Here is a 23551-nt window from a genome sequence, read left to right as displayed (position 1 = left end):
GTCTCGGGGACAGAATCGGCCACCGGGTTTTTCGTCGACAAGCATCACCCGGGGCGCTTCGGGTTGCCGCGGAAACACCACGCGGTGATGAAGGTGGTCACCAGGGCCACGCCGAGGGCGATGAACAGGACGTTGACATAGGCCGAGTCCAGTGCGGCGCGGGCGGCCTCGCCGAGCACCGCGTGATCCACGCCGGTTGCGAAACTGTCCGCCACCTCGGCCGGTGCGGAGAGGGCGTAGAACGCGGGGAAGAGGCTGCCGAGGATCGCCACGGAGCACAGGGTGCCGAACTCGTAGGACACCTCCTCGATGGAGGCGGCCATTCCGGCCTTGCGGACCGGCGCGGACCCGATGATGGCCGTGGACGCGACGGAGATGGTCGCGCCACTGCCGAGACCGACGAGGACCAGACCCACGATCAGGGGGATCAGACTGACATCCAGCGACCAGATGATCAGGGCAATGCCGACCGTTGCACTGATGAAACCGCCGCTGATCAGGGGTAGAAAACCCCATCGGTGCAGGTTGGCGCCACCGATGACGGACATCGGGATACTCGCCGCAGCCAGCGCGGTCATCAGCAGACCGGCCTGCAGCGGGGTGAAACCAGCGGAGAGCTGGAAACGCTGCGTGGTGGTCATCTCCAGACCGGCGACCACGAACATGGACATGCCCGCCGCGATCACGCCTCCGGTGAACAGGCGGTTGCGGAAGAGGGAGAAATCCAGGAGGGGTTCCGGCTGTGATGCCTGTCGACGCTGGAACAGCACCGCACCGGCCACGGCGACCACCACCGCAAGCGCGAGCAGCCAGAGCTGCCGGGCGGGGGACACCGCCTCCTTGATCGCCATGACCAGACCCGTCAGGGCCAGGAGCGCATACACCGAGGAGATGGCATCCCAGTGTTTGTCCGGGTTGGGCATATTGGGCGGGGCGACCAGCAGGGTGAGAACGAGCGCGATCAGCACGACCGGCACATTGATGAGGAACACCGAGCCCCACCAGAAGAACTCCAACAGCGCACCGCCGAGCACCGGTCCGGCCGCGGCGCCCGCCAGCGCCACCGATCCCCAGACACCGATCGCGATGTTCCGCTCCCGCTCATCCTCGAAGGTGATGCGGATCAGCGCGAGGGTGGCGGGCATCATCGCCGCGGCGCCGATTCCGAGGAAGGCGCGCGCCGCCACCAGAACCCACGCGGTCGGGGAGAAGGCGGCGGTCAGCGAGGCCACCCCGAAGATCACCAGGCCGATGAGGAACATCAGACGGTGTCCGATCTTGTCACCCAGGGTGCCGGTGCCCAGCAGCAGACCCGCCAGCATCAGGGGGTAGGCGTTGATGATCCACAGTCCCTGCAACTCGGTGGCCTGCAGTTCCTCACGTAACACCGGGAGAGCGGTATACAGGATGGAATTATCCACGCCGATGAGAAACAGACCGGCGCTGATCACGCCCAGGAAGGTCCAACGTTGCGAAGCTGTGGGATTCATGGAGTGCCACTTTAGGGGATTTCCGTTTTTCGGGCACAATCGGAGATTGAGGTTTACAGCATCCTCACAGGAATCGGTCAGCTGACGTCTATGGCCGGGGTGTTGACTGGGGGTCAAGATCGCACCAGACACATACCTTTAGGAAGTGCTGAACCATATGGACAACCAGACTGACGGACAGATCAAGGTCCTCGTCGTCGACGATGAACCCAACATCGTGGAGCTGCTCACCGTGAGCCTCAAATTCCAGGGTTTCAACGTCATGACCGCCAGCGATGGCAACGAGGGACTTAAGCTCGCCCGCGAATTCCGCCCCGATGCCTACATCCTGGACGTGATGATGCCCGGCATGGACGGCTTCGAACTGCTCACCAAACTCCGCGCGGAGGGATTGGACGGGCCAGCCCTGTACCTCACCGCCAAGGACGCGGTGGAAAACCGCATCCACGGCCTCACCATCGGCGCTGATGACTATGTGACCAAGCCGTTCTCCCTCGAGGAGGTGATCACCCGTCTGCGGGTTATCCTGCGCCGTGGCGGTTCCGTCGAATCCGAGAACAATGACGCCACCCTCACCTACGCCGACCTCACCCTCAACGATGAGACCCATGAGGTGACCAAGGCCGGTGAACTGGTGGACCTCTCCCCAACCGAGTTCAACCTGCTGCGTTATCTCATGCTCAACGCCGAGGTGGTGCTGTCCAAGGCGAAGATCCTGGACAATGTGTGGCACTACGACTTCGGTGGGGATGGAAACGTGGTGGAATCCTACATCTCCTATCTCCGTCGCAAGGTGGACACCCATGAACCGCAGCTGATCCAGACCGTCCGAGGAGTGGGTTACGTCCTGCGCACCCCGCGCACCTAGACTTGACGGCTAGTATGACAGCCCCCGATAACCCCTCCGCCCAGGTACCCCCGGTGAGCCGACTCCGTCAGGTCGCCCGGGGTGTGCCGCTGCGCACCCGCATCATCCTGCTGGTGGTGGGCATCGCGGGGCTGGGCCTGCTGGTCAACGCCATCGCGGTGTCCAGCCTCATGCGGGAGGTGTCCTATTCACGCGTGGATCAGGAACTTGAGTCCGCCGTGAACAGCTGGGCCCCGACCGTCGAGATCTTCGGAAGCGTCAGCCTGGGACCGCCCAGTGACTACTACGTCTACCGGATGTTCACCGATGGCTCGGACATGGTGTTCAACCAGTCCGAATCCGCACCGGACCTGGGCGAAACCACCATCGGCATCGGCCCCCACACGGTCAACGCCGCACCGGGGTCCTCCTCATCCGTGCCCTGGCGTGTCATCGCCATCAGCGATGACACGGCCATCACCGTGGTGGGCAAGAGCCTGGCTCCGGAATCCATGCTGCTCTACCGGTTGGTGATCGTGCAGCTTGTCATCGGCCTGCTCATTGTGGTGGCCATCCTGTTTAGTTCCCTCTACCTGGTCAACCGTTCCCTCCGCCCGCTGCGGGAGGTGGAGAGCACCGCCAAGAGCATCGCCGGCGGGGACCTCGACCGGCGTGTGCCTCACTGGCCGATGACCACGGAGGTGGGGCAGCTGTCCAATGCGCTGAACATCATGCTGGAACAGCTCCAGACCTCGATCCTCACCGCCCAGGACAAGGAATCGCAGATGCGTCGTTTCGTCGGCGATGCCTCCCATGAGCTCAGAACCCCCCTGACCTCCGTGAAGGGGTATTCGGAGCTGTATCACTCCGGCGCGACCCGGGATGCGGACTGGGTGCTGTCCAAAATCAGTGGCGAGGCCCAGCGCATGAGTGTGCTGGTGGAGGATCTGCTGTCTTTGACCCGTGCGGAGGGACAGCAGATGGAAAAACGCCCGGTGGACGTGCTGGAACTGGCGCTATCCGTGGCCAGTTCCATGCGGGCAGCCTGGCCGGAGCGCAGCATCAGCGTGGTCAACAATGCGGGATCGGTCCCGGTGGTGGAGGGGGATCCCACCCGACTGCACCAGGTGCTGACAAACCTGGTGAACAACGGACTCAACCACGGCGGGCCGGACGCCTCCGTCCGGATCGAGATCAGCATGGAGGGCAGTTCTGTCCTGGTGCGGGTCGCCGATGACGGCGTGGGCATGACCTCGGATGACGCCCAGCACATTTTTGAACGTTTCTACCGCGCGGACGTCTCCCGCTCCCGAGCCTCAGGCGGGTCCGGGCTGGGGTTGGCCATCACCAAGTCACTGGTGGAAGGCCACCGCGGCACCATCACCGTGGACAGCGCAGAGGGGGAGGGGACGGTCTTCACCATCACCCTCCCCGTGCGGGTGGACGCTTAACCCAGAGGCCACCCGTTCTCATCCGTGCCCAGGACCTCCCGGATCTTCTCGGCGGCCTCATCCATCTTCGCCGGATCGGTCGCATCGGCGGCCAGGACATTGGAGAAGTTGTAATCCGCCATCTTGTCGGTGGGGAAGAGATGGATGTGGGTGTGGGGGACGTCGAAGCCGGCGATGATGTAGCCGCAGCGTGGTGCGTCGAAAGCCTCCCTGATGGCATCACCGATCAGCTGGGCCGCCTCATTGACCTCACCCCAGATGTCCTGCGGAAGGTCGGTCCAGCGGTCCACCTCCATGACCGGAACCACCAGGGTGTGGCCGTAGGCCAATGGTTCGATGCTGAGGAATGCCACGACGCTGTCGGAACGGAAGACGAAACGCCCCGGGAGGTCGCCGTCGATGATTTTGGTGAAAACGGTGCTCATGAGCCCAAGGTTACTAGTATCGGGTGGCATGAACCCGACGACATCAATCATCAGGCAGGTCAACCGCGACAATCCTGAGGTCGTGGCCCATCATGTCAGCGCCCGGTTCCCCGTCCCGGCCGAGGTGTTGTTCACCTACCTCACCGAGGAGAAACACCTGGAACAGTGGTTCGGGAAGGTGACACGCGATGAATTCGTCTACGAGATCGAGGGCACCGCGAGCGGGAGAATCGAATCCTGCGCGGATAATTCCTTCCTGATCACCTGGGAGAAGGACGGGGATGTATCCTTCCTCAATGTGGAGGTGACCCCGGACGGTGCCGGTTCACTCCTGGCGGCGGGGTACAGCACCCGCACGGAGGACCTCCGGGAGGATTTCACCAACAGATACGGTTCCGGTGCCACCGCGGTGGGATGGGACCTCACCCTCTGGGCACTTGACCGCTATATCGCCGGTGTCACCGGGGAGCCACCCCGGGACGCCTACGCCGAGTTTGTCGCCCACAGCGCACGCGGGTGGGCCAACGCGGATGCCGCCGCGGGGACCATCCCCGGCGATCCCGAGACCATCGCGGATAACACCTACCGGTTCTATCTGGGGTTGGATGACGGCTATGAGAAGAGGGAGAAATAGGCCGGGGGTAGTTTTGCAGGATAAACTCAACAACCATGCGCATTCTGGTAATCGGCTCGGGCGCCCGTGAGCACGCCCTCCTCCGTGGACTTTCCCAAGACCCTGCAACCACCGACCTCCATGTGGCACCCGGCAACGCCGGACTCGGTGCCCTGGCCACCATCCACCCGGACATCAAGGCGGATGACGCGGACAGCGTCACCGCCCTGGCACGTGAGCTGAACGCCGATCTGGTGGTCATCGGCCCGGAGATCCCCCTGGTGGCCGGTGTCGCCGATGCCCTGCGTGAGGCCGGCATCGCCGTCTTCGGTCCAGGGAAAGAGGCTGCCCGCATCGAGGGATCCAAGGCGTTCGCCAAGGATGTCATGGCATCCGCCGGGGTATTCACCGCCCACGCCGAGGCCATCGCCCCCGGCGCAGATGATGCCCACATCGACGCTGCCCTCGACCGTTTCGGCCCGACCTGGGTGGTCAAGGACGACGGACTGGCCGCCGGCAAGGGCGTGGTGGTGACCCCGGACCGGGATGCTGCCCGTGAGCATGTCGAGGCGGTCCTGGCCGCCGGCAACCCGGTGCTGCTCGAGTCCTTCCTCGACGGCCCCGAGGTGTCCCTGTTCTGCCTTGTCGACGGCGAGACAGTCGTTCCCCTGCTGCCCGCCCAGGACCACAAGCGCGTCTTCGACAATGATGAGGGCCCGAACACCGGTGGCATGGGAGCCTACGCACCGCTGCCGTGGCTGCCGGAGGACGGTGTGCAGCGCATCGTGGACGAGGTCTGCGTGCCGGTCGCCCGGGAGATGGCGAAACGTGGGTGTGCATACTCCGGTCTGCTCTACGCCGGCATCGCCTGGGGCGAGAAGGGACCGGCCGTGGTGGAGTTCAACTGCCGCTTCGGTGACCCGGAGACCCAGGCGGTCCTGGCACTGCTCAAGACCCCGCTGGCCGGCCTGCTCAACTCCGTTGCCACCGGCACCCTGGCGCAGCAGCCCGAGCTGGAGTGGATCGACGGGTATGCGCTGACCGTGGTGCTGGCCTCCCACAACTACCCGGACACCCCACGCACCGGTGATGTCATCCGCAACGCCGATGCGGACAACGTCCTGCACGCCGGCACCGCCCTCAATGACAACGGCGAGCTGGTCTCCGCAGGTGGCCGCGTTCTCAACGTCATCGGTGTGGGCGACACCCTCGAGGCAGCCCGCGATCAGGCCTACGCCACCATCGCCGACATCGAGCTCGACGGCAGCCACTACCGCACCGATATCGCCCTGCCCGCGGTGGAGGGACGCATCTCCATTCCACTTCCACGCGGGTAGGAACTACGCTAGGGGTTCATGAACCCTTCACCGCTCAGCAACCGAAGTAACGTCCCGCCGTTCCGGGTCATGCAGATGCTTGACCAGGTGCATCGCCGCAGGCGTGAAGGCCACAGCATCATCATGCTGTGCGCCGGCCAGCCCGCGACCGGCGCCCCGGAGGCAGTGCTCGCCGAGGCCGAGATCGCCCTGCGATCCGGCCCCCTGGGGTACACCGAGGTGGTCGGTGACCGTGAGTTCCGTGAGGCCGTCGCCGCCTGGCACTCCGCCACCTACGGTGTGGAGACCAGCGCGGACAATGTCATCATCACCACCGGGTCCTCCGGTGGTTTCATGGCTGCCTTCCTGGCCACCCTCGACCACGGTGACCGTGTGGCCCTCTCGGCGCCCGGATACCCGGCCTACCGCAACATCCTCCAGACCCTCGGGGCGGAGGTCCTTGATCTGCGCTGCACTGCCGAGACCCGTTTCCAGCCCACCGCCCAGATGCTGGAGGAGCTGCCGGAGGTCCCCAAGGCCGTCATCGTCACCAGCCCCGGCAACCCCACGGGCACCATCATCGACGTCGAGGAACTCGAGCGCATCGCCCAGTGGTGCGATGCCCACGGCACCGTGCTCATCTCCGATGAGGATTACCACGGCATGAGCTTCGGGCGTCCACTGGCCACGGCCCGGCAGTTCTCCGACAACGCCATCGTGGTGGGCACCCTGTCCAAATATTTCTCCATGACCGGATGGCGCGTGGGCTGGATCATCGTGCCTGATGAGCTGGTCACCCCCATCGAGAACATCCAGGCGTCGGTGTCCCTGTGTGCACCGGCGATCGGTCAGGCCGCGGGTAAGGCGGCCTTCACACTCGAGGCCGCGGCCGAGCTGGACGCGCATGTGGAGGTCTACCGCGAGGCGAGGGATATCTTCGTCGACAAGCTCCCGGAGATCGGGCTGGACACCTTCGCCGACCCCGACGGCGGGTTGTACCTGTGGGTGGATGTGTCGAAATACACCGATGACTCCGAGGCATGGGCCCATGAGTTGCTCGAGCGCGCCGGGGTAGCCGTTGCGCCCGGCGTGGATTTCGATCCCACCGAGGGGCACAAATGGGTCCGGTTGAGTCTGTGTGCCTCACCGGCGGACACGCGGGAGGGTGTGCGCCGCATCGGGGAGTTCCTCAACAGGGTTGATTAACTAGGTTAGTTCCGGTTGGTGGGGAATAATCAGGTTTGTGGCTGAAAAGAAGAAAATCGCAAACGTCCTGTCCAACCGTTACGCCTCCGCAGAGCTGTCCAACCTCTGGAGCGCCGAAGAGAAGATCATCATGGAGCGCCAGCTGTGGATCGCCGTGATGAAGGCCCAGCGGGATCTGGGGGTGGACATCCCCGCCGAGGCCATCACCGCCTATGAGGCAGTGATCGACCAGGTGGACCTGGCCTCCATCGCCGACCGTGAGCGCATCACCCGCCATGATGTCAAGGCCCGCATCGAGGAGTTCAACGCCCTCGCCGGCCATGAGCACATCCACAAGGGCATGACCTCCCGTGACCTCACCGAGAACGTCGAGCAGCTCCAGATCCACCGCTCCCTGCAGCTGGCGCGCAACAAGGCCATCGCCGTGGTCTCCGCCATCGGCAGCCGCGCCGCCGAGTACCAGAGCCTGGTCATGGCCGGCCGCTCCCACAACGTGGCCGCGCAGGCCACCACCCTGGGTAAGCGTTTCGCCACCGCCGCCGATGAGATGCTGGTGGCCATCGAGCGTACCGATGATCTGCTGGGCCGCTACCCGCTGCGTGGCATTAAGGGCCCGATGGGCACCGCACAGGACATGCTGGACCTCATGGACGGCGACGAGGCCCGCCTGGCCGAGCTCGAGACCCGCATCGCCTCCCACCTCGGTTTTGACCGCGTCTTCGACTCCGTCGGCCAGGTCTACCCCCGTTCCCTCGACTTCGATGCCGTCTCCGCGCTGGTGCAGCTGGGCGCCGGCCCGTCATCGCTGTCCCACACCATCCGCCTCATGGCCGGCAACGAGACCGTCACGGAAGGCTTCAAGGAGGGCCAGGTCGGTTCCTCGGCCATGCCACACAAGATGAACGCCCGCTCCTGCGAGCGCGTCGGTGGCCTCCAGGTGATCCTGCGCGGCTACCTCACCATGGTCGCGGATCTGTCCGGCCAGCAGTGGAACGAGGGCGATGTGTTCTGCTCCGTCATCCGCCGCGTGGCGCTGCCGGATTCCTTCTTCGCCTTGGACGGCATGTTCGAAACCTTCCTCACCGTCCTCGACGAGTTCGGCGCCTTCCCCGCCATGATCGAACGCGAGCTGGAGCGTTACCTGCCGTTCCTGGCCACCACCCGCATCCTCATGGCTGCCGTCCGCGCGGGCGTGGGCCGCGAAACAGCCCACGAGGTGATCAAGGAGAACGCCGTCGCCGTCGCACTGAACATGCGCGAGAACGGTGGCGGGCAGGATCTGATCCAGCGCCTCGCCGCCGATGAGCGCCTGCCCATGGATGAGGCCGCACTCACCGAGGCCCTCGCCGATCGCCATGCCTTCATCGGGGCCGCCGAGTCTCAGGTGGCACGTGTGCTGGACCGCATCCAGGTGCTTGTCGACGCCCACCCCGACGCCGCTGCCTACCGTCCGGGTGAGATCCTCTAAGACCTCCGAAACGACCGCCCCCGACGCCGAAAACCGGTTTTTGCCCCAGAAGTGGAAAAATTTTAGATAAATTTTTTAACATGAATAAAACCCTCATGAACTTAAATTTTCCTTAAAGGCACCAGCTTTCAATTGGGCAGAATTCGGCATTTATGCGGGTAGGGAGCTTGCACTCCTGCGCAAGCTCCGACAGACTTGAGTTATCCCAGCCGGACAGCAAGAGTTCGGCACCAATCGAAAGGAGCTCATCATGGGCGACGTTCAGAATGTTATCGAGACCATCTACAACAGCATCGTGGCACTTGGTTCCGCCATCGTCAACGGTGTTTCCGACTTCTTCGGCACCGGCGCAGCTGCTGGTGGCAACATTCTCGACTCCTTCTTCAACCTCTCCTCTTAATTAGGGGAGTTCCTGAAGGAACTCGAAAATTAGCACCCACCTCACGGTGGGTGCTTTTTGTTTTCTCAACAATTTTCCGAACGTTGCCGGTGGGTCTAGACTCTCCTGATATGCGTCCTGAACTCTCCCAGTACAAGCACCTTTCCGCCGGTAAGGTCCGCGAGATCTACGAGATCGATGAGCACCACATTCTCATGGTGGCCTCCGACCGGATCTCTGCCTACGACTTCATCCTGGACACCGAGATCCCCGACAAGGGTCGGGTGCTCACCGCGATGAGTCAGTTCTTCTTCGATGCCATCGATTTCCCGAACCACCTCGCCGGCCCCATTGATGATCCCCGTATCCCCGAGGAGGTCCTCGGACGAGCGATGGTGTGCAAGAAGCTCGCCATGATGCCTTTTGAATGCGTGGTGCGTGGATACCTCACCGGCTCCGGCCTGGAGGAGTACCGCCAGACCGGTACCGTCTGTGGCATCACCCTGCCCGAGGGACTGGTCGAGTCCTCCCGGCTGCCCGAGCCGATCTTCACCCCCGCCACCAAGGCTGATATCGGCGACCACGACATCAACGTCTCCTTCGACGTGGTGGAGGAGCGCCTCGGCGAGGCCCGCGCCAACCAGCTGCGGGATGCCTCCATCGCCATCTACTCCCGTGCCGCCGAGATCGCCCTGGAGCGTGGCGTGATCCTCGCTGACACCAAGTTCGAGTTCGGCCTCGACGACAACGGGGAACTGGTGCTCGGTGATGAGGTCCTCACCCCGGACTCCTCTCGTTACTGGCCCGCCGAGGGATATGAGGCGGGCCATGTGCAGCCGTCCTTCGACAAGCAGTATGTGCGCAACTGGCTGACCGGGCCGAAGTCCGGCTGGGACAAGAACAGTGGAACCCAGCCACCCGCCCTGCCCGGTTCCGTGGTCGAGGCAACCCGTGAGCGCTACATCGAGGCCTATGAGCTGATCTCCGGGAACAAGTTCTCCACCTGGATCGGCTGCTGCGTCTAGCCCGACTATGATCGTGGCTTATGTCTTCTGAACGTCTCACCCCACCGGTGGCCACTGTCCGACCCACCACCCGTACCGTCCACGGCATCGACTTCGTGGATGATTATGAGTGGCTCCGCGACAAGGAATCCCGCGACACCCTCGACTACCTCGAGGCGGAGAACGCCTACACCGAGGAGCAGACCGCCCACCTGGGCGGTCTCCGCGAGAATATCTACAACGAGATCAAGTCACGCATCAAGGAAACCGACATGTCGGTGCCAGTGCGCAACGGCCGCTACTGGTATTTCGGACGCACCGAGGAGGGCAAGAGCTACGGCACCTACTGCCGTATCCCCGTCGGCGATGAGCCCTGGGTGGCACCGGAGATCCCCGCCGAGCCCACCCCGGAGGAGGAGGTCTTCCTCAACGCCAATGAGCTCGCCGAGGGACATGAGTTCTTCTCCCTGGGCACGGCCACCGTGACCACCTCGGGCCGCTACCTGGCCTATTCCACCGACACCACCGGTGATGAACGCTTCACCCTGCGCATCAGGGACCTCCACACCGGGGAGCACCTCGGCGATACCATCACGGGTATTTTCTACGGTGCCACCTGGGTGGGGGAGGAGTACCTCTTCTACCAGCGCGTCGATGATGCCTGGCGTCCGGACACCATCTGGCGGCACAAGATCGGCACCTCCACCTCGGAGGATGTCCTGGTCTACCGCGAAGCCGATGAGCGTTATTCCACCTGGATCGGCACCACCCGTTCCGACCGGTTCATCCTCCTCGGGTCCGCGTCCAAGGTGACCTCCGAGGTCCAGTACATCCCCTTCGAGGATCCCGAGGCCGAGCCCGTGGTGCTCATCCCCCGCGAGGAGGGCGTGGAGTACGACGTCGACCATGCGGTCATCGCCGGCGCTGACACCTGGCTGGTGGTGCACAATCAGAACGGTCCCAACTTCGAGGTGGGTCACGCACCCGTCGGCAAGCTCTCCTCCCTGGCTGCGCTCGAGTCGCTGGTTCCCCACCGCGAGGACGTGCGCATCGAGGGCGTCGACGCCTACCGCGACCACCTCACCCTCGGATACCGGTCGGGCGCCATCGGGCAGGTTGCGGTGATGAAGCTTGACGACGCCGGATTCACCCGCTTCGAGGAACTCAGGTTCGACGAAGAGCTCTACACCGTAGCCTCCTCCGGCAACCCCGAATGGGATGCCCCGGTGATCCGCGTGAGCTATGGATCCTTCACCACCCCCGGCCAGCTGTTCGACTACTGGGTGGAGTCCGGCGAGCGCGTGCTGCTGAAGCAGCAGGAGGTCCTCGGCGGGTACAACCGCGAGGATTACACCGCATCCAGACTGTGGGTCACGGCCAGGGATGGCGAACAGGTGCCGGTGTCCCTGGTCCACCGCGCGGACCTGGAGCTGAGCAATGTTCCGGTGCTGCTGTACGGCTACGGTTCCTATGAGTCCTCCATCGACCCGGGTTTCTCCGTGGCCAGGCTGTCCCTGCTTGATCGCGGCATGGTCTTCGCCATCGCCCATGTCCGCGGTGGCGGTGAGATGGGGCGTCGCTGGTATGACAACGGCAAGACACTGACCAAGAAGAACACCTTCACCGACTTCATCGATGTGGCCGACGCCCTGATTGAGCAGGGGATCACCTCCCCCGACCGTCTGGTGGCCGAGGGCGGATCCGCCGGCGGCATGCTCATGGGTGCCATCGCCAACATGGCACCCGACCGCTTCAAGGCGATCGAGGCGGTGGTTCCCTTCGTCGATCCGCTGACCTCCATGCTCATGCCGGAGCTGCCGCTGACCGTCATCGAATGGGATGAATGGGGCAACCCTCTCGGGGACCGGGAGGTCTATGACTACATGGCCTCCTACGCACCCTATGAAAATGTGGAGGCGAAGAACTACCCCAACATCCTCGCGGTAACTTCCCTCAATGACACCCGGGTGCTCTACGTCGAACCCGCCAAGTGGATCGCCCGCCTGCGCGCGACGGCCACCGGTGGACAGTTTCTGCTGAAAACCGAGATGTCCGCCGGCCACGGCGGTGTGTCCGGACGTTATGAGAAGTGGCGCCAGACCGCCTTCGAATACGCCTGGATTGTGAATCAGGCGACAGGCCTGACGCAGTAAACCCGTTCGACATGACGGAAACGGCCGGACGTGGGACAATGCCCTCATGTCCGGCCGTTTGTTAGTCTCCGTCTCCAGTATTTTCGACCAGACCCGGAAGGCCACAGATGCGCTGGTGAAGGACCTGCACGCAGAGGGCATCGGGGTGTCCCTGCTGGTGGCCCCGCATATCGACGGGGACTGGAAACTGGCGAAGGACAAGGCCACCCGCGCCTGGCTGGAGGACCAGCTGGGCCAGGGACGCGAACTGATCCTCAACGGCTTCGACCAGCCGGTGCAGGGCCGACGCTCCGAATTCGCCACCCTGGAAAAACACGAGGCGCGTCTCCGGCTCACCGGGGCCATCCGTCAGATGGAACGCATCGGTTTCACCTTCACCGTGTTCGCCCCACCGAGGTGGCGCATGTCCGAGGGCACCTCACAGGTCCTGCCGGAGTTCGACTTCAAGGTGGCGGCGTCCAGCAGGGGACTCCACGACCTGCGCACGGGGGAGTTCCTGCAGTGCAGGAACCTGTCCGTGGGTGAGGGTTTCGGGGCGGCGAAATGGTGGCGGCAGAATGTGCTCGCCGCCGCCACCCGCGGCGCCTCCCGGGGAAACACCATCCGGTTGTCAGTGTCGGGACGCAACCTGGTCAACCCCAAGGTGGCGCGTGACTTCCGCGCCGCCGCCATTGCGGCCCTGGAGCGGGGAGCCCAGCCCAGGACCTACATGACGGCCATCTGATCAGCTGAACAGCGACTTGATGATGGGCAGCTGCTGGAACCAGGACAGGATCTGTCCCAGGACGCCGGCCACGGTGGCGAAGATGCCGCTGGTGGAGCCGGTGGACGGGGTGTCGTCGGTGGGCTCGTCGGTACCGTCCGTGCTCTCCAGACTGAAACCGACCTTGATGGGGTCATGGTCGGAGGAGCGGAAGACATTGTCCGCCTCGAAGACATCCGCCGTGTTGTAGTTGCGGCGGGAGTACTCGAACGCGATGGACTCATCGGCGTTGATGCCCCACACCTCGGCATCCACGACACGGCCCATGGCCGCGTCATTGCCCAGGGCGTGGTCGAGGGAACCGATGCGACCGGAGAACTGGTAGCTGTACCCGGCGTCGTACTCAGCGGCGATGTTGCTGTACCCGGCACCGGCCAGGGTGGAGAGCACGGTCTCCTTCGAGTAGGCGTTCAGGTCACCGAGGATGAACACCGGCTTGTCAGCCCAGTCATCCTGGTTCTCCAGGTGGTCGATCAGAGCCTGCGCCTGTGCCACGCGGACATTCGCAGAGGCACCCTGGCCGTCACCGGTGTCCACATCGCCGTTGACGGCAGAACCCTTGGACTTGAAGTGGTTGACCACGCCGACGAAGGATTCCTTCGTCTCATCCCGCGGCTGGAACTCCTGAGCCAGGGGCTGGCGGGCCGTGCCGGTGTAGGCCGGGTCGTCGAAGATGCGGGATTCCCCGACGGGCTTGACGGTGGTGAGGTCGTAGATGAAGGCCACCCGGATGACATCCTCGTCGGTGCCCACCTCCAGTGGGGACTCCACAGCGGCCCAGCGCTCGGAACCGTGGGCGGTGTTGAGGGCGTCGACAAGCGCGTTGAGGGCTTCGTCGCGACGCTCGATATCGCCGGTGACCGCGGCGGTGTTCTCGATCTCCTCCAGGCCCACGACATCAGCACCCAGCCTGTTGATGGCTGCGACGATCTTGCCCTGCTGGTCTGCGAAGGCCTGCTGGCTGTAGGCACCACGGACATCACAGTTGCGGGCGGTGATGGGATTGCTGTTGATGTCGGTGTAGGCATCGCAGTCATAATCCTCACCCAGGGAGGTGAAGTAGTTCAGCACGTTGAAGCTGGCGATGTGGAAATCACCCTCGACAGCATCGATGGCTGCCAGGGCGGCCGGGCGGGAATCCTCCCAGGTGATCGGCAGATCCGTGCCCGCGGTGTTGCCGGTGACCGGGGTGGTCGGCTGGAAACGCCACAGATCAAAGCGGTAGTCGAAGACGACCGGGTGCTGGAAATCCACCTGATCACCGGTGCGCAGGGACTTGACGGTGTCCCCGTCCTGCACGATCCACGGCATGGGGACATCCTTGTCGCCCTGCATATAACGGCCGGAGCGACCGTCATCCAGGGTGACCAGCTCAGCCTGGTTCTCCAGTTCGTAGGCGATGGCCTCCGCGCCGGGGGTGACCTTCTCGGTGGCCTGGTAGTAGGGTTCGGTGCCCGCGGCCAGGCCGATCTCACCGAAGTCATTGAGTGCGTAGTTGTTGGTCACGGTGTAGTCACCGGTCGGCTGCAGGAGCATGCCCTCGTAGGACTCGCGGATGCCCGGGTCAGCCGGCATGGTGTCGATGGCCACCGGGGTGACCTCCTCGAACGGGGCCGGGGCCTCGGTGAAGGTGGCGGAACCCAGCTGGGTCATGCCGTAGTACTCGGCCGGGGTGCCGGTGACCGTGACCGACTCACCGATCTCCGGGTAGGTGCCGCTTGTGCCGACATAGACGAAGATGCCGTCGGAGGCATCGCCTGCGGACTTGAGCTCTCCGGTGCCGGGGGTCTGCATGTAGAAGCCGTTGAAACCACCCTCGGCAAACACGGCAGTGACCACACCCTCGGTGATCACTGTCTGGCCGGCCAGGGGAGTGGTGTCACCGGTGCCCTGGATCTCGGCGATGGTGACGGTGATTGGGTCAACCGGATCTACCGGATCAGTTGGTGCCTCGGTGCCACTGGACTGCGGGGAGGGCGTATCGACGACGAAATCCACCGAGTTGTCATCGGAGTCCACAGCGGAATCGACGCGCTGGGCCGAGATGGCATTGGTGGTGGCAGGTGCGGGGGACCCCTCGACGAGGGTGGCGTCGCCCCAGCCGACCAGGTCCACCCGGGTGGCGGCGGCGTCGACAAGCGCGACGGACCCCTTGGAACCGGACATGTTCGCGGTACCGACGGCGTCCGGTGTGGGAAGCCCCGGCAGGCTGGTGTTGCTGCCCGGGTTCTGCTGGATCAGGTAGTAGCCACCGGCGGGGATGGTGCCGGTGAGCTCGGTGGTGTTGCCGAGGTTGCCGCCGGAGGAGTAGTACTGGACCGCCCAGCCGCCCAGGTTGATGTCCTCGGTGGTCGGGTTGAACAGCTCGATGAAGTCATGGGAGTAGACGGCACCGCTGTTGCCGCCACCGCCGTAGACCTCGGAGATGACGGGGAGGGAACCGTCGGGGGCTGCAGCCGCATGCGGGGCTGCCACCAGGCTGGTTGCGGTGATGCTGGCGAGGGCGATCGCCAGTGCACGCGCGGGGATGTGCTTCATTCACATGACCTTTGACTAGAGGGGAGTGGGATACAACCCCTACCAATTACCGCAGATTATGTGCACTCGCTGATCAGCAGATCAGCTCATGCTGGGAGTTCACCTGCGCATGGGTAAGAATTCATGAATATGTCAGTTTCGGGGACGCTAGGGTGGAGGACATGACTTCCATACATGACATTCCCGTAACACTCACCGACGGAACCGACACCACCATGGCCGATTGGGCCGGCCACCTCGTGATGGTGGTCAATGTGGCCTCAAAGTGTGGACTAACCCCGCAGTATGAGGGCCTCCAGCGTCTCTTCGAGGACTACCAGGACCGTGGCTTCTTCGTGATCGGGGTGCCCTGCAACCAGTTCATGGGCCAGGAACCCGGCACCGACGCCGAGATCTGCGCCTTTGCCCAGGAAAAATACGACATCACCTTCCCGCTGCTGGCCAAGACCGATGTCAACGGTGAAAATGAACACCCCCTGTACGCCGAACTCAAACGTTTCGGGGACGGCGGCGATATCGAGTGGAATTTTGAGAAGTTCCTCATCAATGCCGATGGTGAGACCATTGCCCGTTTCGGTCCGCGCGTGGATCCGGAGGATGACGAGGTCACCTCGGTGATTGAGGACAATCTCCCCGTGTAGCACCTGGCTAGGTTGTTGCGGGATCAGGCGATACACTATCCAGGTAAAACATTGTCGCCTTGAGTAAGGGAAAATACGTGGCCCGTGTAGTTGTCAATGTCATGCCGAAGGCGGAAATTCTGGACCCCCAGGGACAGGCCGTACACCGCGCCCTGGGTCGTATCGGGGTAACCGGAGTCTCCGATGTGCGCCAGGGTAAGCGCTTCGAGCTGGAGGTCGATGATTCCGTCTCCACCGCCGACCTGGAGAAGATCGCCGAAACCCTTCTCGCCAACACCGTCATCGAAGATTTCGATGTGGTGGGAGTAGAGGTCGCCAAGTGAGTGCCAAGATCGGTGTCATCACCTTCCCCGGCACCCTCGACGACGTCGATGCACTGCGCGCCGTCCGCCTCGCAGGTGCCGAGCCGGTCAACCTCTGGCACGCCGACGAGGACCTCAGGGGCGTCGACGCCGTCGTGGTCCCCGGTGGTTTCTCCTACGGTGACTACCTGCGCACCGGCGCCATCTCCGCACTGGCACCCGTCATGCAGTCCGTCATCGAGGCTGCGGGCAAGGGTATGCCCGTCCTCGGTATCTGCAACGGTTTCCAGATCCTCACCGAGGCACGCCTGCTGCCCGGTGCCCTGACCCGCAACCAGGGTCTGCACTTCCACTGCGTGGACACCCACCTTGAAGTGGTCAACACCGACACCGCCTGGACCAGCACCCTCGAACAGGGCCAGAAGATCCTGGTCCCCGCCAAGCACGGTGAGGGACGCTTCCAGGCTGAGCCGGACACCATCAAGATGCTGGAGGAGGAGGGCCGCGTGGTCTTCCGCTACACCGACAACTTCAACGGCTCCATCAACGACATCGCCGGTATCACCAACGAAACCGGTCGCGTCGTCGGCCTCATGCCACACCCGGAGCACGCCATCGAGACGCTCACCGGCCCGTCCGTGGATGGTCTCGAGCTGTTCCTGTCCGCCATCGGCACCATCGCTGCCTAAGGAGTCTGACGATAATAATGAGCACGATTTTCAACGACACCGTCGAGGCAGCAGCCGAGAACCCCGACCTCGAGCAGCCCTATGCCGAACTCGGCCTCAAGGACGATGAGTACGCACGCATCAAGGAGATCCTCGGGCGCCGCCCGACCGACGCGGAGCTGACCGTCTACTCCGTCATGTGGTCCGAGCACTGTTCCTACAAGTCCTCCAAGGTCCACCTGCGCTACTTCGGCGAGACCACCACCCCGGAGATGGCCGAGAAGATCCTCGCCGGCATCGGTGAGAACGCCGGCGTGGTCGACATCGGAGACGGCAACGCCGTGACCTTCCGCGTGGAATCCCACAACCACCCCTCCTTCGTGGAGCCCCACCAGGGTGCCGCAACCGGCATCGGTGGCATCGTCCGCGACATCATGGCCATGGGTGCACGCCCGATCGCCGTCATGGACCAGCTGCGTTTCGGCGCCATGGACAACCCGGACACCCAGCGTGTGCTGCCCGGCGTGGTCAGCGGCATCTCCCACTACGGCAACTGCCTCGGCCTGCCCAACATCGGTGGCGAGACCGTCTTCGACGACTCCTACGCCGGCAACCCCCTGGTCAACGCCCTGGCTGTGGGTACCCTCAAGGTCGATGACCTCAAGCTGGCCTTCGCCTCCGGCACCGGCAACAAGGTCATGCTCTTCGGTTCCCGCACCGGCCTCGACGGCATCGGTGGCGTCTCCGTCCTGGGTTCCGCCTCCTTCGAGGAGGGCGAGGAGCGCAAGCTTCCGGCCGTCCAGGTCGGCGACCCCTTCGCAGAGAAGGTCCTCATCGAATGCTGCCTCGAGCTGTACCAGGCTGGCGTGGTCGTGGGTATCCAGGACCTCGGTGGCGGCGGACTTGCGTGCGCCACCTCCGAGCTGGCCGCCGCCGGTGACGGTGGTATGCGCGTCAACCTCGACGCCGTCCCCCTGCGCGCCGAGAAGATGTCCGCAGCCGAGATCCTCGCCTCCGAGTCCCAGGAGCGCATGTGCGCCGTGGTCACCCCGGAGAACGTGGAGAAGTTCAAGCAGATCTGCGCCAAGTGGGATGTCACCGTCGCCGAGATCGGCGAGGTCACCGACGAGAAGGACCGCTACCTCGTGGTCCACAACGGCCAGACCGTCATCGACGCACCGGCCTCCACCATCGATGAGGGCCCGGTGTACAACCGCCCCGTCGAGCGCCCCGCCAACCAGGATGAGATCCAGACCCTCGGTGAGCTCGAGCGCCCCGACACCGCCGACGGCATCCGTGACGCCTGGTTCAAGCTCGTGTCCTCCCCGGCACTGTGCTCCCGCGCGTTCATCACCGAGCAGTACGACCGCTACGTGCGCGGCAACACCGTCCAGGCGAAGGACGCCAACGCCGGCGTGCTGCGTATCGACGAAGAGACCAACCGAGGCGTCGCCATCTCCGCCGACGCCTCCGGCCGCTACACCCGCCTCGACCCCCGCACCGGTGCACGCCTGGCGCTCGCCGAGGCCTACCGCAACGTGGTCTCCACCGGTGCCCGTCCGGTCGCCGTGACCAACTGCCTCAACTTCGGCTCCCCTGAGAACGCCGGCGTCATGTGGCAGTTCAAGGAAGCCGTCCACGGGCTTGCCGACGGCGCCAAGGAGATGGGTATCCCCGTCTCCGGCGGCAACGTCTCCTTCTACAACCAGACCGGCGACGAGCCGATCCTGCCGACCCCGGTCGTCGGTGTCCTCGGCGTCCTGGACAATGTGGAAAAGACCATCGGCAACCGCCTGCCCGCCGGTGAGCAGGAGCTGTACCTGCTGGGTGAGACCTTTGATGAGTTCGGTGGATCCATCTGGCAGCAGGTTTCCGGCGCGTGCCTGTCCGGTCTGCCACCGCAGATCGACCTGGCCAATGAGCGTCGTCTGGCTGACCTGTTGATTCCGGCTGCCGACCTGGTTTCCGCGGCCCATGACCTCTCTGAGGGCGGTCTCGGCCAGACCCTCGCCGAGCTGGCCATCCACGCCGGCCGTGGCCTGGATGTCGATCTCACGCAGGTCCATGGGGACCTGTTCACCGCCCTGTTCTCCGAATCCGCATCCCGCATCGTCGTGGCCACCACCCGTGGCGATGAACTGGTTGCGCGCGCCGGTGAACTCGGTGTGCCGGTGACCCGGATCGGTGCCACCAACGACTCCGGTGTCATCACCGTGCGCGGCGGCGACCTGAGCGTTGAGGTATCCGTCGGGGAGCTTCACGACGCGTGGTCCAACACCCTGCCCGAGGCCTTCGGGCATGCGGTGGGAGCCAACTCCGTCGTCGAGTAATATCGTGGGGTAATAACGCCCCCGACTCGCAGCTGACCGGGTTTCACCATTTAAGGTGAAACCCGGTTAACTGTATTTTGGGACGACATGGCTGTGAACGCCCCCGGCGCAGAAAGGAAGACGATGTCAGCACACGCACCCCGCGGTGATGAAGCAAGGGATTACATGGACGCTGACCCTTCCATTGAGGGCGCGCCCAGATCAAAAGATGGTGGGAAATCCGATGAACCCATCCTGGAACTGACCAGATATGTCTTCGACCGTGGCCCCCGCCCCCGGGCGCGGGGACTGTTCCACCAGATCGCGGCGTTTCTCAGCGTGATATCTGGCTCGGTGCTGTCGACCTACGCCTGGATGACCCTTGTGTGGTGGGAGGCCCTCGGTGTCACCATCTACGCCCTGTGCATGTTCGGCCTGTTCGCGGTCTCCGCGGCCTATCACCGCGGCCAGTGGCGTCGCATGCACACCGTCGCCTGGTGGAGGAGGGCCGACCACTCCACGATCGCAGTGTTCATCGCGGCCACCTACACACCGCTGTGCATGATTGTGCTTCCGCCCAACCTGGCGACCTGGGTGTTGGTGACCGCCTGGGTGGGGGCCATCCTCAGCGTGATCCTCAACATGGTGTGGATCGACCACCCGAGGTGGCTGTCCGTGGTGGTCTACCTCGCACTCGGCTGGCTGATCGTGCCGCTGATCCCCCAGCTGTGGGCGGGGGCGGGCCACACCGTGGTGTGGCTCCTGCTCGCCGGGGGCATCATCTACAGCCTGGGGGCACTGATCTACGGTTTCAAATGGCCCGGACGTGAGGCCCGCTGGATCGGCTACCACGAGCACTTCCACGCCGCCACCATCATCGCGGCGGTGGTGCACCTGGTGGCGGTGTGGATGGTGGTGGTGGGCTAGTCGATCTTGCGTGCCGTATGGCGCGGGATCAGCGGGATCGGGGAGTACTCCGCCCGCAGGTCACGCAGGATGTTGGCGTGTTCCGCCAGCTTGACGTCCTCCGGGGTGACCGGGGTGAACTTTGGCGCGGGCAGGGGCTGCCCGTCCAGGTCGATACCGATGTAGGTGACGGTGGCGTGGATCGCGGTGCGCAGATGGTCGCGTCCCCCCTTGGGATTGCCACTGCGGACGTGGATGGACATCTGCATGGAGCGGGTATCGGTACGCATCAGGCGGGCATCCACCTCGATGAGGTCACCGATGGAGATCGGGTTGTAGAAACGGATACCACCGGCGTAGACGGCCACGGTGTGGTTGCCCGACCATTCCATGGTGCACGCGGCACCCGCCTCATCGATCCACTCCATGGCCGTACCACCGTGGACCTTGCCACCCCAGTTGATATCGGTCGGCTTCGCCAGGAAGCGGGTGATCAGGCGGGGAGCATCCGACGGACCGTCATAGGTCTGCTTTTCCATCTCCGCCTCGATGGCACGACGCAGGTCGATGCGGGAGAGGGCGGACTGCAGCACACGCTCCTCCTCCGCGGTCTTCGGGACGAAGGTGGGCACCTCCTGGGTCTTGCCGGTGGCGGTGTCCTTGGCCACGAAGATCACCAGGCAGTCGCAGGCGCGCGTGAACTTCCCGTCGCGGGGATCAGCGGAGAGGACCTCATTGACAATGTGCATGGAGGACCGACCGGTCATGGCGATGCGGGAACGGACCTCCACCATGTGCCCCGAGGGGATCGGACGGGTGAAGTGGATATGCCCCACATACGCGGTGACGCAGTAGGTACCCGACCACTGGGTGGCGCAGGCGTAGGCAGCCTTATCGATCCACTCCAGGACACGACCACCTCCGACACCGTGGCTACCGGCCATGAGGACATCGGTGGGGGCGGCGAGGAAGCGCAGTGTCACTTCGGGGGAACGTGGTGAAGCGGTGGTTTGGTTATCAGACATAGGGACACTTTAACGTGCCGTACTAACGTGGGGTTCATGAAGATCGACCCCCACGACACCCGTGTCGCCGTACAGGCGATAGCCGACTGGATCGCGGATCCGGATAATCAGGAAAAACCAGCTAGAAAGCAGTTGGCGGACGCCACCCGCCTCACTGCCCGCACCCTGGCGCAGGACGCGCCGGGGCACAGCGTGGAGGTCAGGGTCCCCCCATTTGTGGCGGTGCAGTGTATCGAGGGCCCCCGGCACACCCGCGGTACCCCACCCAACGTTGTGGAAACCGATGCCCTCACCTGGTTGCGCCTGGCAACTGGGAAAACAACCTTTGATGAGGAACTCACCGGGGGCAGAATCGAGGCATCGGGAACCAGGGCAGGGGAGATTTCCGCATGGTTGCCCATCATCCCGCTGTAGCGCTGCTCAACGGTTTTAGTTTCTGATAGGTTGACCGACTACCATTTATGCATGTGGCACAACTTGATCAGCACACATCCCCCGGTTCGGTCATGAACTACCCCTACGATGATCACAACGAACAGTCCCCGCAGGAGGAATGCGGAGTGTTCGGCGTCTGGGCCCCCGGCGAAGAGGTGGCCAAGCTCACCTACTTCGGCCTGTTCGCCCTGCAGCACCGCGGCCAGGAGGCCGCTGGCATCGCAGTGGGTGATGGCGAACAGATCCTTGTATTCAAGGACCTCGGTCTGGTTTCCCAGGTCTTCGACGAACCCATCCTGGAATCCCTGCAGGGGGACATCGCCATCGGGCACACCCGGTACACCACCGCGGGCGGTAACTCCTGGGAGAACGCCCAGCCGATGTTCCGCATGGCCCCGGACGGCACCGATGTGGCGCTCGGCCACAACGGCAACCTGATCAACCACGTGCAGCTGCGTGAGAAGGCAACCGAACTCGGACTCGTCGACCTGCAGCAGAAGCCTTCCGACACCGATGTGTTGACCGCACTGCTGGCCAACGGCATTGGTGATGGGGATGATCTCTTCGAATCCGCGAAGAAACTTCTCCCTGACGTCAAGGGTGCGTACTGCCTGACCTTCACCGATGGTCATACCCTCTACGCCGCCCGTGACCCCTACGGCATCCGTCCGCTGTCCATCGGGCGTCTGGCCCGTGGCTGGGTGGTGGCCTCCGAGACCTCCGCCCTGGATATCGTGGGTGCCTCCCTGGTGCGTGAAGTGGAACCCGGTGAGCTCATCGCGATCGATGAATCCGGACTGCGGTCCACCCGCTTCGCCGAGACCACCCGCAAGGCCTGCGTCTTCGAATACGTCTACCTCGCCCGCCCCGACTCCGTGATCAAGGGACGCAACGTTAACGAGGTCCGTCTGGAGATCGGTCGCGCACTGGCCCGCGAGGCCCCCGCTGAGGGCGACCTGGTCATTCCGACCCCCGATTCCGGTACCCCGGCGGCGGTGGGGTTCGCCCAGGCCTCCGGCATCCCGTTCGGGCAGGGCATGGTCAAGAACGCCTATGTGGGCCGTACCTTCATCCAGCCCTCCGACACCCTGCGTCAGCTGGGTATCCGGTTGAAGCTGAACCCGCTGCGCGAGGTGATCGCGGGCAAGCGTCTCGTGGTGGTCGATGACTCCATCGTCCGTGGCAACACCCAGCGTGCAGTGATCCGGATGCTGCGTGAGGCCGGCGCCGCCGAGGTCCACGTGCGCATCGCCTCCCCGCCGGTGAAGTGGCCGTGTTTCTACGGCATTGACTTCGCCACCCCCGGTGAACTCATCGCCAACGCGGTCACCAGTGACAATGAGGAGGAGATGGTGGAGGCTGTCCGCTCCGCCATCGGTGCTGATTCGCTTGGTTATGTCTCCATCGACGGCATGGTGGCATCCACCACCAAGCCCGTTGATGAACTGTGCCTGGCATGTTTCAACGGTCACTATCCCATGGGTCTGCCCGAGGCCAACCCGAACGCCGAGCTGGTGCTCAAGATGCAGGCCGGTAGGCAGGATAAGATCGGGACCTAGGGTTCCCACTTTTTCACCCTTTGTAGAGCAGCCACCGGCTGCACCCAAATTCA

Annotated in this window: 21 protein-coding genes; 17 read left to right on the top strand and 4 right to left on the bottom strand. The window is 64.0% G+C overall.

The annotated features are described in order from the left end of the window. Positions 1-44: 44 nt before the first annotated feature. Positions 45-1490 (bottom strand): MFS transporter, encoded by a 1446-nt coding sequence (locus tag H9627_RS06830; RefSeq protein ID WP_191733264.1) that lies wholly within the window; start codon positions 1488-1490, stop codon positions 45-47. Positions 1491-1647: 157 nt separating this feature from the next. Between H9627_RS06830 and H9627_RS06825 the strand changes: the two genes are divergently transcribed. Beyond that, positions 1648-2358 carry a response regulator transcription factor gene (locus H9627_RS06825; RefSeq protein WP_191733263.1) on the top strand — a complete coding sequence of 237 codons (711 nt, stop codon included), beginning with the start codon at positions 1648-1650 and terminating at the stop codon, positions 2356-2358. Positions 2359-2372: 14 nt separating this feature from the next. Beyond that, positions 2373-3788: a sensor histidine kinase gene (locus H9627_RS06820; protein ID WP_191733262.1), complete on the top strand. Its 1416-nt coding sequence runs from the start codon at positions 2373-2375 to the stop codon at positions 3786-3788. On the opposite strand, the gene H9627_RS06815 is transcribed toward H9627_RS06820, so the two are convergent. After that, the gene (locus H9627_RS06815) at positions 3785-4213 is read right to left on the bottom strand and encodes an HIT family protein (RefSeq protein WP_191733261.1); all 429 of its coding nucleotides are present in this window, start codon (positions 4211-4213) and stop codon (positions 3785-3787) included. The two genes, H9627_RS06820 and H9627_RS06815, sit on opposite strands and share 4 nt — an antisense overlap. A gap of 28 nt (positions 4214-4241) precedes the next feature. Here H9627_RS06815 and H9627_RS06810 point away from each other — a divergent pair, with 28 nt between their 5' ends. The 8 genes from H9627_RS06810 (at position 4242) to H9627_RS06775 (ending at position 13076) form a co-directional block, all read left to right on the top strand. After that, on the top strand, positions 4242-4847 hold the full coding sequence (locus H9627_RS06810; protein WP_191733260.1) for an SRPBCC family protein: 606 nt from the start codon (positions 4242-4244) through the stop codon (positions 4845-4847). A 35-nt stretch (positions 4848-4882) separates the two neighbouring features. Next, positions 4883-6163 (top strand): phosphoribosylamine--glycine ligase, encoded by a 1281-nt coding sequence (purD, locus tag H9627_RS06805; protein WP_191733259.1) that lies wholly within the window; start codon positions 4883-4885, stop codon positions 6161-6163. 69 nt (positions 6164-6232) lie between these two features. Continuing rightward, positions 6233-7348 (top strand): pyridoxal phosphate-dependent aminotransferase, encoded by a 1116-nt coding sequence (locus H9627_RS06800; RefSeq protein WP_191733458.1) that lies wholly within the window; start codon positions 6233-6235, stop codon positions 7346-7348. Between the two features lie 28 nt (positions 7349-7376). Further along, complete coding sequence (gene purB, locus H9627_RS06795; RefSeq protein WP_191733457.1) at positions 7377-8816, top strand: adenylosuccinate lyase; 1440 nt, start codon at positions 7377-7379, stop codon at positions 8814-8816. A 250-nt stretch (positions 8817-9066) separates the two neighbouring features. Then, complete coding sequence (locus tag H9627_RS06790; protein ID WP_191733258.1) at positions 9067-9216, top strand: hypothetical protein; 150 nt, start codon at positions 9067-9069, stop codon at positions 9214-9216. Positions 9217-9326: 110 nt separating this feature from the next. Then, complete coding sequence (locus tag H9627_RS06785) at positions 9327-10220, top strand: phosphoribosylaminoimidazolesuccinocarboxamide synthase (RefSeq protein WP_191733257.1); 894 nt, start codon at positions 9327-9329, stop codon at positions 10218-10220. 20 nt (positions 10221-10240) lie between these two features. After that, positions 10241-12352, top strand: coding sequence for a S9 family peptidase (locus H9627_RS06780; protein WP_191733256.1), 2112 nt, complete (start codon positions 10241-10243; stop codon positions 12350-12352). A 46-nt stretch (positions 12353-12398) separates the two neighbouring features. After that, positions 12399-13076 (top strand): DUF2334 domain-containing protein, encoded by a 678-nt coding sequence (locus H9627_RS06775; protein ID WP_191733255.1) that lies wholly within the window; start codon positions 12399-12401, stop codon positions 13074-13076. Here H9627_RS06775 and H9627_RS06770 read toward each other — a convergent pair whose 3' ends face one another. Further along, positions 13077-15653 carry an ExeM/NucH family extracellular endonuclease gene (locus tag H9627_RS06770; RefSeq protein ID WP_191733254.1) on the bottom strand — a complete coding sequence of 859 codons (2577 nt, stop codon included), beginning with the start codon at positions 15651-15653 and terminating at the stop codon, positions 13077-13079. A 161-nt stretch (positions 15654-15814) separates the two neighbouring features. Here H9627_RS06770 and H9627_RS06765 point away from each other — a divergent pair, with 161 nt between their 5' ends. From H9627_RS06765 to trhA, 5 genes are all read left to right on the top strand, one after another. Beyond that, positions 15815-16294 carry a glutathione peroxidase gene (locus H9627_RS06765; protein WP_191733253.1) on the top strand — a complete coding sequence of 160 codons (480 nt, stop codon included), beginning with the start codon at positions 15815-15817 and terminating at the stop codon, positions 16292-16294. Positions 16295-16371: 77 nt separating this feature from the next. Further along, complete coding sequence (gene purS, locus H9627_RS06760) at positions 16372-16617, top strand: phosphoribosylformylglycinamidine synthase subunit PurS (RefSeq protein ID WP_011075948.1); 246 nt, start codon at positions 16372-16374, stop codon at positions 16615-16617. Further along, positions 16614-17285 carry a phosphoribosylformylglycinamidine synthase subunit PurQ gene (gene purQ / locus H9627_RS06755; RefSeq protein ID WP_191733252.1) on the top strand — a complete coding sequence of 224 codons (672 nt, stop codon included), beginning with the start codon at positions 16614-16616 and terminating at the stop codon, positions 17283-17285. The genes purS and purQ overlap by 4 nt, the downstream gene beginning before the upstream one ends. A gap of 17 nt (positions 17286-17302) precedes the next feature. Further along, positions 17303-19594, top strand: coding sequence for a phosphoribosylformylglycinamidine synthase subunit PurL (gene purL / locus H9627_RS06750; protein ID WP_191733251.1), 2292 nt, complete (start codon positions 17303-17305; stop codon positions 19592-19594). 165 nt (positions 19595-19759) lie between these two features. Beyond that, a complete protein-coding gene (trhA, locus tag H9627_RS06745; RefSeq protein ID WP_191733250.1) occupies positions 19760-20500 on the top strand; it encodes a PAQR family membrane homeostasis protein TrhA in 741 nt (246 codons plus the stop codon). Here the strand turns inward: trhA and H9627_RS06740 are convergent. Further along, a complete protein-coding gene (locus H9627_RS06740) occupies positions 20497-21504 on the bottom strand; it encodes an acyl-CoA thioesterase (RefSeq protein ID WP_191733249.1) in 1008 nt (335 codons plus the stop codon). The genes trhA and H9627_RS06740 overlap by 4 nt on opposite strands. A 36-nt stretch (positions 21505-21540) precedes the next feature. On the opposite strand from H9627_RS06740, the gene H9627_RS06735 reads away from it, so the two are divergent. Beyond that, a complete protein-coding gene (locus tag H9627_RS06735; RefSeq protein ID WP_191733248.1) occupies positions 21541-21918 on the top strand; it encodes a sterol carrier family protein in 378 nt (125 codons plus the stop codon). 47 nt (positions 21919-21965) lie between these two features. Then, positions 21966-23498, top strand: coding sequence for an amidophosphoribosyltransferase (gene purF, locus H9627_RS06730; RefSeq protein ID WP_191733247.1), 1533 nt, complete (start codon positions 21966-21968; stop codon positions 23496-23498). The last annotated feature ends 53 nt before the right edge of the window (positions 23499-23551 follow it).

Origin of the sequence: Corynebacterium gallinarum, from assembly GCF_014837045.1 — a bacterium.
Lineage (GTDB): Bacteria > Actinomycetota > Actinomycetes > Mycobacteriales > Mycobacteriaceae > Corynebacterium > Corynebacterium gallinarum.
The sequence above is the reverse complement of the archived record's forward strand: the minus strand, read 5'-3'. Positions and strand labels throughout refer to the sequence as shown.

Bases quoted from the DNA above. Each gene is read 5' to 3' on its own strand.
- H9627_RS06830 (WP_191733264.1), bottom strand. From the start codon at position 1,490: ATGAATCCCACAGCTTCGCAACGTTGGACCTTCCTGGGCGTGATCAGC.
- H9627_RS06825 (WP_191733263.1), top strand. From the start codon at position 1,648: ATGGACAACCAGACTGACGGACAGATCAAGGTCCTCGTCGTCGACGAT.
- H9627_RS06820 (WP_191733262.1), top strand. From the start codon at position 2,373: ATGACAGCCCCCGATAACCCCTCCGCCCAGGTACCCCCGGTGAGCCGA.
- H9627_RS06815 (WP_191733261.1), bottom strand. From the start codon at position 4,213: ATGAGCACCGTTTTCACCAAAATCATCGACGGCGACCTCCCGGGGCGT.
- H9627_RS06810 (WP_191733260.1), top strand. From the start codon at position 4,242: ATGAACCCGACGACATCAATCATCAGGCAGGTCAACCGCGACAATCCT.
- purD (WP_191733259.1), top strand. From the start codon at position 4,883: ATGCGCATTCTGGTAATCGGCTCGGGCGCCCGTGAGCACGCCCTCCTC.
- H9627_RS06800 (WP_191733458.1), top strand. From the start codon at position 6,233: ATGCAGATGCTTGACCAGGTGCATCGCCGCAGGCGTGAAGGCCACAGC.
- H9627_RS06790 (WP_191733258.1), top strand. From the start codon at position 9,067: ATGGGCGACGTTCAGAATGTTATCGAGACCATCTACAACAGCATCGTG.
- H9627_RS06785 (WP_191733257.1), top strand. From the start codon at position 9,327: ATGCGTCCTGAACTCTCCCAGTACAAGCACCTTTCCGCCGGTAAGGTC.
- H9627_RS06780 (WP_191733256.1), top strand. From the start codon at position 10,241: ATGTCTTCTGAACGTCTCACCCCACCGGTGGCCACTGTCCGACCCACC.
- H9627_RS06775 (WP_191733255.1), top strand. From the start codon at position 12,399: ATGTCCGGCCGTTTGTTAGTCTCCGTCTCCAGTATTTTCGACCAGACC.
- H9627_RS06770 (WP_191733254.1), bottom strand. From the start codon at position 15,653: ATGAAGCACATCCCCGCGCGTGCACTGGCGATCGCCCTCGCCAGCATC.
- H9627_RS06765 (WP_191733253.1), top strand. From the start codon at position 15,815: ATGACTTCCATACATGACATTCCCGTAACACTCACCGACGGAACCGAC.
- purL (WP_191733251.1), top strand. From the start codon at position 17,303: ATGAGCACGATTTTCAACGACACCGTCGAGGCAGCAGCCGAGAACCCC.
- trhA (WP_191733250.1), top strand. From the start codon at position 19,760: ATGGACGCTGACCCTTCCATTGAGGGCGCGCCCAGATCAAAAGATGGT.
- H9627_RS06740 (WP_191733249.1), bottom strand. From the start codon at position 21,504: ATGTCTGATAACCAAACCACCGCTTCACCACGTTCCCCCGAAGTGACA.
- H9627_RS06735 (WP_191733248.1), top strand. From the start codon at position 21,541: ATGAAGATCGACCCCCACGACACCCGTGTCGCCGTACAGGCGATAGCC.
- purF (WP_191733247.1), top strand. From the start codon at position 21,966: ATGCATGTGGCACAACTTGATCAGCACACATCCCCCGGTTCGGTCATG.